General features: G+C 64.6%; 9 protein-coding genes. All 9 read right to left on the bottom strand.

Going from position 1 to position 10,419, the window contains the following annotated elements:
- Positions 1–37: 37 nt before the first annotated feature.
- On the bottom strand, positions 38–1,105 hold the full coding sequence (locus ON058_RS04465; RefSeq protein ID WP_274667812.1) for an adenosine deaminase: 1,068 nt from the start codon (positions 1,103–1,105) through the stop codon (positions 38–40).
- Between the two features lie 26 nt (positions 1,106–1,131).
- Complete coding sequence (locus ON058_RS04460) at positions 1,132–2,151, bottom strand: hypothetical protein (protein ID WP_274667811.1); 1,020 nt, start codon at positions 2,149–2,151, stop codon at positions 1,132–1,134.
- Positions 2,152–2,153: 2 nt separating this feature from the next.
- Complete coding sequence (locus tag ON058_RS04455) at positions 2,154–3,461, bottom strand: thymidine phosphorylase (protein ID WP_274667810.1); 1,308 nt, start codon at positions 3,459–3,461, stop codon at positions 2,154–2,156.
- Entirely contained in the window at positions 3,461–3,859 is a 399-nt protein-coding gene (locus tag ON058_RS04450) for a cytidine deaminase (RefSeq protein ID WP_274667809.1), read from the bottom strand. Before ON058_RS04450 ends, ON058_RS04455 begins: the two co-directional genes overlap by 1 nt.
- A gap of 8 nt (positions 3,860–3,867) precedes the next feature.
- Positions 3,868–5,166, bottom strand: coding sequence for an ABC transporter permease (locus tag ON058_RS04445; protein ID WP_274667808.1), 1,299 nt, complete (start codon positions 5,164–5,166; stop codon positions 3,868–3,870).
- On the bottom strand, positions 5,163–6,392 hold the full coding sequence (locus tag ON058_RS04440; RefSeq protein WP_274667807.1) for an ABC transporter permease: 1,230 nt from the start codon (positions 6,390–6,392) through the stop codon (positions 5,163–5,165). The genes ON058_RS04445 and ON058_RS04440 overlap by 4 nt, the downstream gene beginning before the upstream one ends.
- Positions 6,389–7,909, bottom strand: a complete 1,521-nt coding sequence (locus ON058_RS04435; protein ID WP_274667806.1) for an ABC transporter ATP-binding protein — start codon at positions 7,907–7,909, stop codon at positions 6,389–6,391. The genes ON058_RS04440 and ON058_RS04435 overlap by 4 nt, the downstream gene beginning before the upstream one ends.
- Positions 7,910–8,037: 128 nt before the next feature.
- A complete protein-coding gene (locus tag ON058_RS04430; RefSeq protein WP_274667805.1) occupies positions 8,038–9,123 on the bottom strand; it encodes a BMP family protein in 1,086 nt (361 codons plus the stop codon).
- A 207-nt stretch (positions 9,124–9,330) separates the two neighbouring features.
- Positions 9,331–10,419 (bottom strand): mannose-1-phosphate guanylyltransferase, encoded by a 1,089-nt coding sequence (locus ON058_RS04425; protein ID WP_274667804.1) that lies wholly within the window; start codon positions 10,417–10,419, stop codon positions 9,331–9,333.

The following is a 10,419-nucleotide window of genomic DNA, read 5'->3' as shown; positions in this document are numbered from 1 at the left end:
GCCAGGGGAAAGGGCGCTGGTGAGGCGGTTGCGAACGCTACAGCTCGATGCCGTATGCCTCAAGGATGGTCTCGGCGAGGTCGCCGCGCTCCTGGTACGGGAGGAACGCGCCCCAGGCTGCGGACAAGGTTGCCTCGAGCAGGTCTTCCTTGGTCCAGCCAGCCTCAACCAGGACGCCGAACTCGCCGGACATCGACACACCGGACACCAGGCGGTTGTCCGTGTTGATGGTCACGGCGAAGCCCAAGTCACGCAGGGTGTGCATGGGGTGGTCGGCAATCGACGTGGCTGCTGCGGTCTGCACGTTGGAGGTGGGGCAGCACTCCAGCGGGATCTGCTGGTCGAGAGCGTGCTGAGCGATGACACCCAGGTTGGGCTCGTCTGAGTCGAAGTCCTCGATGTCTTCCCAGATGCGCACACCGTGACCCAGGCGACGAGCGCCCTGGACGAGCGCATCGGAGACCGACTGTGCGCCATCGGCTTCACCGGCGTGAATGGTGACGGGCAGGTGCTGTTCGCGCAGGTAGGCAAACGCCTCTGCGTGGTTCTTGGGCGGGAAGCCAAACTCAGGGCCGGCAATGTCGAAGCCCACGCAGCAGCGCTCACGGTTCGCCACGGCGAGCTGTGCGATCTCCAGGGAACGGTCCAGGTGGCGCATAGCGTCCAGGAGCGCGGCGGCACGGATACCGTGACCGGCTTCTGCAGCCTCCGCCACACCTTCCTCGATGCCTGCCTGGACGGCTTCCACCACTTCCTGCAGGCTCAGGCCACCCGCAACATGCTGTTCGGGGGCGTAGCGGAGCTCGACGTAGATCACGCCGTCAGCGGCCAGGTCCACCACTGCTTCGCGAGCGACGCGGCGCAGGTTGTCGGCGCTCTGCATCACCGCGGTGGTGTGCGCGAACGCCTCGAGGTACTTCACCAAATCGCCGGAGTTGGCGTTCTCCGCGAAGATCCGGGCCAGTTCGGTCGGATCGGTCGACGGCAGTTCGTGACCGATCTGTGCGGCAAGTTCAATCAGGGTCTGCGGACGCAGACCACCATCGAGGTGGTCGTGCAGCAGGACCTTGGGCAGGGCGACAATTTCGTCGTGCGTGAGGCTCATGCTCCAAGGCTACCTGCGCGCAGTCGTCAACTGGGTTTGAGCCGCTGCTTGGGAAGGATCATCCAGCACGCACGCGTCCACTGGCCCAGTGCAGGCTCCTTGGGCCCGCCGCCCACCAGGCGCTCGTCGGACACGGGAAGGACCCTTCCGGAACCGGGCTCGTACACGGCAAAACCATCATCGATACGGCCCACCAGCAGGACCACGTGACGTGGCACTACGGTGTCGAGACCCGCTGAACTATCACCGCCGGTGTAGAGCGGCACGGGGATACCGTCACGCAAGGCCGCGCTCGCGTGAGCGATCGCGGCTTCCATGAGCGTGGGGTCCGTGTCATCCAGGATGGCGCCACGGAAACGCACGCCCGCAAACCGCGTGACGTTGTCGACTCGCCACGGCGGCGTGCCCAGCGACGCCGGCCACGGGAACGGACCCAACGCCCGTGAAGTGGTGGCGCGGTGAAGTGCACGCTGCAAGGCGGCCCAGCGGTCGTCAATGGTGCGGGGATTGTCGTCCTCCAACGTGACGGCCATCACCTCAGGCGGTAGATGGTCGCCGAACACGCGGCCAGTCATGACCCACGCCGCCACCAGCGGGTCGCCAGTCATCAGCATCATCGCCATCACCGCGGCACCACAGGTGGTCTGATCGACTTGCACGGCCTTGACGGAACCCAACCGAACAGAGCCGATGCCCGTCCCGGCGGGAGCGCGCACCACGTCTTTCGCTGTCTCGGGGAGCTTCTCCCAGGCGGCGGCGAGCGCGGCCGCCGCCGTCACAGTGGCCCCAGCAGCAATCGCACGCTCAAGAACCGCAGCATCGGTCACCATCTCCGACCGTGCAGCCTCAAGCGCCTTGCGGTCGGCCGCCGAATATGTGGCCAGGCGGCGCGCATAGGCGCGCGCGAACACCGTGTCGCCGTCGCGGCGCGGGCCGCGCTGCGCCAAACCAGCGGCATGGGATGCGGCGTAGGGCTTGGCCCACGACCCGCGCAGGCCCCACGCCCCCGCTGCCTTGGCCGCCAGCGACGTGACGGTCCACCCCACCGTCAGGACACCGTGCCCAGGGTTTCGAGCACAATCCGGCGCTCAGGAGCCGAGTCTCCGACCTCAATCGATCCCGCGCCACCGCACGCCTCAGCGAGCGCCTGCAGGCCGCGGGGCATGCGCCCTTCGGTCTCCGTGTGGAGCGTGAGGATGGGCTCGCCCTTGCGTACCTCTTCACCCACCGTCCGGTGAATGGTGATGCCGGAGGACATTTCGATGAGGTCCTCCTTGCGGGCACGGCCTGCGCCCAACCGCCATGCCGCCACGCCAACACCCATGGCGTCCAAACGGCTCACCACACCGTCGCGTTCGGCCAGGATCTGGTGCTGGTGCGGAGCAACAGGCATAGGAGCATCGGGGTCTCCGCCCTGCGCTTCAATCATGCGGCGCCACACGTCCATAGCCCGGCCGTCCTTGAGGGCGTCCGCGGGGTCTACACCCGTGACACCCGCGCCGGCGAGCATCTCGCGGGCTAGCGCCACCGTGAGTTCCACGACGTCGTCAGGCCCGCCACCGGCGAGCACGTCCACGGACTCGGCCACTTCAAGCCCGTTGCCGATCCCGCGCCCCAAAGGGGTATCCATATCCGTCAGCAGTGCCGAGGTCCGCACTCCTGCATCGGTACCCAGGTTGACCATCGTCTCCGCAAGTTCGCGCGCGCTGTCCAGGTCCTTCATGAACGCGCCGGAACCAACCTTGACGTCCAAGACGAGCACACCCGTGCCTTCAGCGATCTTCTTCGACATGATCGAGGAAGCGATCAGCGGAATCGCCTCCACAGTGCCCGTCACGTCACGCAAGGCGTACAACTTCTTGTCGGCCGGGGCCAGTCCCGAGCCCGCAGCGCAAATCACTGCGCCCACATCGCGGAGCTGAGCAAGCATCTGCTCATTGCTCATGGACGCCTGCCAACCCGGGATCGCTTCAAGCTTGTCCAGAGTTCCGCCTGTGTGACCAAGGCCGCGTCCCGACAACTGTGGAACCGCCACTCCATAGACAGCCACCAGCGGCGCTAGCGGCAGCGTGATCTTGTCGCCCACGCCGCCCGTGGAGTGCTTATCCGCAGTCGGAACGCCCAGGGAAGAAAAGTCGAGCCTCTCCCCCGTCGCGATCATCGCCGCAGTCCACCGAGCGATCTCTTCGCGGCTCATCCCACGCTGCAAGATGGCCATGGCCAACGAGCTCATCTGCTCATCCGCCACCACACCACGCGTGTACGCGTCAACCACCCAATCGATCTGGTCGCCCGACAACACACCGCCGTCACGCTTGGTCCGAATGACGTCCACTGCATCATGACGCTCAGTCATCACACCTTCTCCAAATCATCAGGCCCAAACGCGCCGGGCAAAATCTCGTCCATCGTCTTCACGCCGTCCGCAGTCTCCAGCAGCAAGGACCGCCCCCCGTGCTCAAAGAGCAACTGGCGGCAACGCCCACACGGAGCCAAAATGTCGCCGTTACCGTCGACGCACGTGAATGCCACCAGCCTGGAGCCAGCCCCATCCGTATGCAGCTTCGAGACCAACGCGCATTCCGCACACAACGTGAGTCCATAACTCGCGTTCTCGACGTTCGCGCCCACCACCACCTCACCGGTGTCAGTGAGCGCCGCGACGCCTACCGGAAACTTCGAGTACGGCACGTACGCACGGGTCGCCGCATCACGCGCAGCCGACCGCAACGCATCCCAGTCAACCTCGGGCATCGGCCCTCCTACTTCTTGTACGGGATGTTCTCTGCCGCAGGCGCACGCGAGTGGCCCACCAAGCCAGCCACCGCGAACAAGGTTGCGAGGTACGGCGTCATGGCAAGGAACTCAGACGGAATGTCGGAGCCGATGATGCCCAACTGCACACGCAACGCATCCGCGAAACCGAACAACAGCGCCGCAGCCAGCGCACCACGGGGGCTCCACCGGCCCAGGATCATTGCCGCCAGCGCGATATAACCCTTACCGGCGGACATGTTGTTACCGAAGGCCAGACCCGACGCGACCGTGAAGAACGCGCCACCCAAACCGGCGACAGCACCACCAAGGATGGTGTTGCGCACGCGAGTGCGGTTGACCTTGATGCCGACCGTGTCAGCGGCCTTGGGGTGTTCACCCACCGCGCGGACCCGCAAGCCCCACCGGGACTTGAACAGCATGATCTGCAGCACGATCACCACGATGTACAGGATGTACACCAGCAGGTTCTGCTGGAACAGCACGGGACCGATCACGGGGATCTTCGACAGCAACGGGATGTCGATCGTAGGAATGCTGAGCGCCTGGTTGAGTTCCGGGTTGGTCTTCATGATCGAGTTGAAGAAGAAGCCCGTCAGGCCCAACACCAGCAGGTTCAACACCACACCGACAACGATTTGATCAACCCAGTATCGCGTCGCGAACACCGCCAGAATCGCACCCACCGCGGCACCTGCGATGGGGGCGGCGATGAGGCCCACATAGGCGTTGCCTGCCATCGATCCCACCAACGCCGCCAGGAAGGCACCCGCAAGGAGCTGGCCTTCGATGGCGATGTTGACGATTCCCGAACGCTCACAGATGGTGCCGGCAAGGGCACCAAAAACGAGCGGCACGGCCAGGAACAGTGAACTCGTCAGCAGACCCGTGAACTGGATGCTGGTGTTGTCGCGACCGGCTCCGGCCCAGGTCAGCAACGAACCGATGATGGCCATGCCGTAGACGACCGGCAGCCAGATTCCTGGCTTGCGATAGTTGGCGGCCAATGCGGCCGAGTACGCGGCGAGGAGCAACGCTAGGACCGACAACACGATGGCGGCGCCACGCGACGACACCGTGAGGGTGGGCAGGGTGAAGAAGTCCGTGGAACGCGCAAAGACGAAGGTCGTCTGCGATCCGCTCGGGGACAAAAGCCCAAAGATCACCAACGACGCCACAGCGATGACACCCAAAGCGATGGGCGCCTTCCACGAACGACGCTTGATCACGGGCTCACCGGGCTCGGGGTGAGCGAGAGCACTGGGCTCAATAGCGGGGGCGCTCACGCTGCCACCTCCTTCTCGTGTGCCGGAACCGGCAAGCGGAACATGGTCCTCACTAGCGGAGGTGCAGCGATAAACAACACCACGAGGGCCTGGATGACGTACACAATGTCGGGGCGGAGCCCGGCAACGGTCTGGAGGGTTGGCCCTGCCGCCTGCAAGCCACCGAACAGGATGGCAGCGAACACGGTGCCCAGCGGCCGTGATCGGCCCAGCAACGCCACCGTGATGGCGTCGAAGCCGAGCGAGCCCGCGGTCTGGTCCGTGAGCGCCTTCTCCGTACCCAGCACCGGTGCGGATCCTGCGAGGCCAGCAAGCGCACCTGCCACCACCATCACCAGGATGGTGGTCTTGGTGACGTTCATACCTGCGGTGCGTGCTGCACGTGCGTTCGCGCCAGCGGCACGGAACTCGAAGCCGAGCGTGGACCGCTCCATGAGCCACCACACACCCCACGCGCACAGGAGCGCCAGGATGAAGCCCCAGTGGAGGTTGAACTGGCTACCCAACAGCAGCGGGTACTGCGCGCTTTCGTCGACGATCGGCGACTTGGGGTTGGTCTGGCCCGGGGGCAGGAAGGCCTCAAGCGTCAACAGATACGCCACGAGGTTCAGCGCCACATAGTTGAGCATGATCGTCACGATCACCTCGTGGGCGCCTGTCTTCGCTTTCAGGATGCCGGGAATGAAGCCCCACAGCGCGCCACCGACGGCGGTTCCGAGCACCGCTAGCGCCAGGTGCAGCGGGAAGGGAAGGTGCCAGGCGAAGCCAATGTAAGCACCGACGGTGGCACCAATGAGCAGCTGTCCCTGGGCACCAATGTTGAACATGCCGGCACGGAAGCCGATGCCCAGGCCAAGTCCCGCGAAGATCAGCGGGGTGGCCATGGTGAGCGTTTGGGTGAACGGTTTGATCGTTCCTGCGAACGTCGAGGAGTCGAAGTTCAGGACGGCGCCTTGGAAGATGGCGCCGTACACCGAGGACACGGCTTCCCAGGCGGCCGCGAACGTGTCACCGGGCCGGGAGAAGAAGTATCCGGCAGCTTCTTGGACGTCGGGGTCGACGAGGATCACCAGCAGGCCGGCGATCACCAGTGCGGCAAAGATGGCCATCGCGACGACCAGTCCGGAGCTTTCCGTGATCTGACGCCACGTGCCCGCCCAGTCGCGGCGGTCCTCATCGGGTGCGGGAGACTCGCCGCCAGGTTGAGTCACAACTTGCTCGCTCACGCGGCTTCCTCCTCTTTGTGGGCACCGGCCATCATGAGGCCGAGCGTGTCTCGGTCGGTGTCCGGCGGGACGATGTCAACGATGCGCCCGTGGTACATCACCGCGATGCGGTCTGCCAGGGCATAGACCTCGTCGAGTTCGGAGCTCACGATGAGAACGGCGGCTCCGTTGTCGCGCTCTTCGATGATGCGCTTGTGAACGAACTCGATCGACCCCACGTCGAGCCCACGCGTGGGTTGGGAGGCGATCAGGAGTTTGAGGTCACGCGAAAGCTCGCGGGCCAGCACCACCTTCTGCTGGTTACCTCCGGACAGCGAGCCCGTGAGGGCATTGATGGACGTGGTGCGCACGTCGAAGTTCTCGACCTGCTTCTCCGCGTTGTCGACCAGCACCTTGCCGTTCAGCGTGCCACGAGTCGAATACGGAGCCCGGTCGTAGATGTCGAGGATCAGGTTGTTGATGATCGTGAAGTTGGCGACGATGCCGTCTTCGGTGCGGTCCTCGGGAACAAAGCCGACTCCCGCATCGAGCACCTTGCGGATGGAGTGTCCGGTGATGTCTTCGCCGTCCAGCGTGACGTGTCCCGCGTCGGTGGGCGTCAGCCCCGCAATGGCCTCTGCCAGTTCGGTTTGGCCGTTACCCTGCACACCTGCGACCGCGAGGATTTCGCCTGCGCGAATCTCGAAGGTGACGCCGTCCAGCAAAGTGATCTCGGTGACGCCGTCCACGACCGTCAGGTTGTGGACCTGCAGCATGGGATCGCCGGGGTCGGCAGCATCCTTGGCGACCGTCATCGACACGTCACGGCCCACCATCAGCGAGGCGAGTTCCTCCTGGGAGGCGGTCGGTTCAGCAGTGCCGACAACCTTGCCGCGACGGATCACGGTGATGTCGTCCGCGATGGCTTTGACCTCGCGAAGCTTGTGGGTGATGAGGACGACTGCGGTGCCCGCGTCGCGCAACTGTCCCACGATGTCGAGCAGTTCGTCGGTCTCCTGGGGGGTGAGCACAGCGGTGGGCTCGTCCAGGATCAAAATTTGAGCGTCGCGCGAAAGCGCCTTGATGATTTCGACACGCTGCTGTGCGCCCACGGACAGGTCTTCGATGACGGCGTCCGGGTCGATGGCGAATCCAAAGCGGTCAGACAGTTCTTTCACTTTGGCGCGGGCGGCGTTGAGGTCCAGCAGCTTTGCCGGGCCTGTCACGTCTTCATTTCCCAACATGACCGATTCTGCGACGGTAAACACCGGCACCAGCATGAAGTGCTGGTGCACCATGCCGATTCCCGCGTCCATCGCGTCACCGGGACCTGCAAAGACGCGGGGTTCGTCATCCAGCAGGATTTGTCCGCCGTCGGCGTCGTACAAGCCGAACAGCACGTTCATCAGCGTCGATTTACCTGCACCGTTCTCCCCTAGCAGGGCGTGGACGGTTCCAGGCTGTACGACCAGGTCGATGGCATCGTTCGCGGTGAAGTCACCGAACTTTTTTGTGATGCCCTGCAACTCCAGTTTCACGCGTGTGATCCTCTCAGCGTTGCGCCCGTCATCGGACGCACTTCCAGTCAAGCACGAGGGGCGTGCCGCGTCCAAGCGGCACGCCCCTCGCGTGAAGTCGGGGCTACTTGCCCCCTGAGTTGTGTGAGTTACTCGGCCAGCGAGGGCTCGATGTCACCCGCGATGATGCCTTCGCGGATGGTGTCGAGCTCGGCGAGGACCTCGTCGGAGACGGTGCCGTCTGCGAAGTCGGACACGCCCACGCCCTCGTTCTCGAGGGTGCCCAGGTACGGGTCGGTCGAGAAGCCGGAGTTGACGGTCTCATCAATGGTGTCGAACACCGAGTTGGCGATGTTCTTCAGCACCGAGGTGAAGACGATGTCTGCGTAGTCGGGTGCGGTCTGGGTCCAGTCGGAGTCCACACCGATCAACCATGCGTCACCTGCGGACTGGATGGCCGATGCGGCACCCAGGCCCACGGGGCCAGCAACGGGCATCACGATGTCTGCGCCCTGGTCGAGGAAGCCCTGGGTGATGTTCTGGCCCTGGGTCTGGTCTTCGAAGCCACCGGAGAAGGAGTCGAGTCCGAGCACCTGGACGTCGCCGCCAGCGTTCTCGTTGTAGTACTCAACGCCGGCTGCGTAGCCGTTCATGAAGATGGTCACCGAGGGGATCTCGAGTCCACCGAAGGTACCCACCGTGCCGGAGCCGGTCGCGGAAGCGGCGGCGTAGCCAGCCAGGAAGGCAGCTTCGTCGGTCTCGAAGGTGATGGGCTTGATGTTCGGGGCGTCGATGGTGCCGTCGAAGTCGTTGTCGGCGAGGTCGTCGATGATCGCGTAGTGAACGTCGGGGTTCTCAAGCGCGGAGTCGACGGTGGCCTGGCTGAGCAGGAAGCCGACGGTGATGATCAGGTCGCAACCTGCGGCGACCTGCGCCTCAAGGTTGGGGCCGAAGTCGCTTTCGGAGGTCGACTCGGCGGTGACGATCTCGACACCGAGTTCGGACTCTGCACGCTCGAGGCCCTCGAAGGCGGACTGGTTGAACGACTTGTCGTCGAAGCCGCCGGAGTCGGACACCATGCAGGCCTTGAAGTCGACCGACTCAGCGGCGGCGGTGTTCTCCGTGCCGGAGGTGGAGTCGGTGGTGGTGGTCTCGTCCTCGGGTGCGGAGCCGCACGCTGCCAGGACAAGGGCGGATGCTGCCGCCACTGCACCAATGCGAATCGAATTGCGCATCTGTTGCTTCCTCACTATCGAATCGCCTGTTGGGTACGCCAGGCGGTTGCGTTGTTTCTCATGCTACGCAGGAAACGTTTCCTGTTCTCGCTGGTCTTGTTGCAGACAGGCAACGGTTCTGTATCAATCGAAGGGTTTGGACCGTTCGGGATGCAAGCGTGTGCAAAGTCTCTGCAAAGTTCGCCAGGAATGCACGTTTTGCGCACTTTAGGCGTCGAAGGAGACGTCTTTCACCCGCTGTGCCGCGTGGCGAGTGGTGACGAGGACTGCCTCGTCCGTCTCCACAACCACGGCATCGGCTACCCCCACGATGGCGAGGGGCTTGGCACCGCCCACGACGAGCGCGCCGGGGGCGTCCACCGTGCAGATGGGGGCCTCGCGGTTGATCCGCACGACACCGTCGGGTTGAGCGCTGAGCAGCCCGGCAAGCGAATCGAAGTCGCCGACGTCGTGCCAGGTGAAGGCGCCGGGGACAGTGGCGACTCCACCTTCGGCGGCAACAGGTTCTGCGATGGCATGGTCGATCGCGATCTTGGTCAGGGTGGGCCACACGCGGGCGAGGACGTCGGCGCGGTGTTCGGTGTCCCACGCCTGCGCGATCTCACGGACGCCGGCAGCGAGGGTGGGTTGGAGGCGTGCCAAGTGGTCAAGCAGCACTGTGGTCGACACCACGAACATTCCGGCGTTCCAGGTGTAGCCCCCCTCGGTGAGCATGCGTGCTGCGGTTTCCGGGTCCGGCTTCTCAGTGAAGGCTTCGACCGCGAAGGCGCCCGGCGCATCGGCCAACGCCTCCCCTGCCTTGATGTAGCCAAAGGCGCTCGAGGGACTATCCGGCGCAATGCCCAGCGTCACAACCTTGCCGGTGCGGGCGGCCTGGACCGCAACGCGCACCGTGTCGCGGAACGTTTCAGCGTCCGGAATCACGTGGTCGGCGGCGAATGAACCCATGATGCGTTCACCGTGCCGCTCCTCAATGACGGCGGCAGCGAGGGCAATGGCAGCCATCGAGTCCCGCGGGGAGGGTTCGGTCAGGAGGGCCGATGCGTCAAGGTCAGGAAGCTGAGCGGCAACCGCTGGGGCGTGGCGTTCGCCGGTGACCACAAGCGTGGTCTCCGACAGCGGCGCAAGCCGCGTCACCGTGTCTTGGATGAGCGTGGCACCCGAGCCCAGGAGGTCGATCAAGAACTTAGGCCGGTGCGGCTGGGACATGGGCCACAACCGCGACCCGATTCCACCTGCGGGAATGACGGACACGAAGTCCGGGATGAAACCTTGAACGCTGGTCGTAGATGCCAT

It is taken from the genome of Demequina sp. B12, assembly GCF_028823635.1.
Taxonomy (GTDB): domain Bacteria; phylum Actinomycetota; class Actinomycetes; order Actinomycetales; family Demequinaceae; genus Demequina.
The sequence above is the reverse complement of the archived record's forward strand: the minus strand, read 5'-3'. Positions and strand labels throughout refer to the sequence as shown.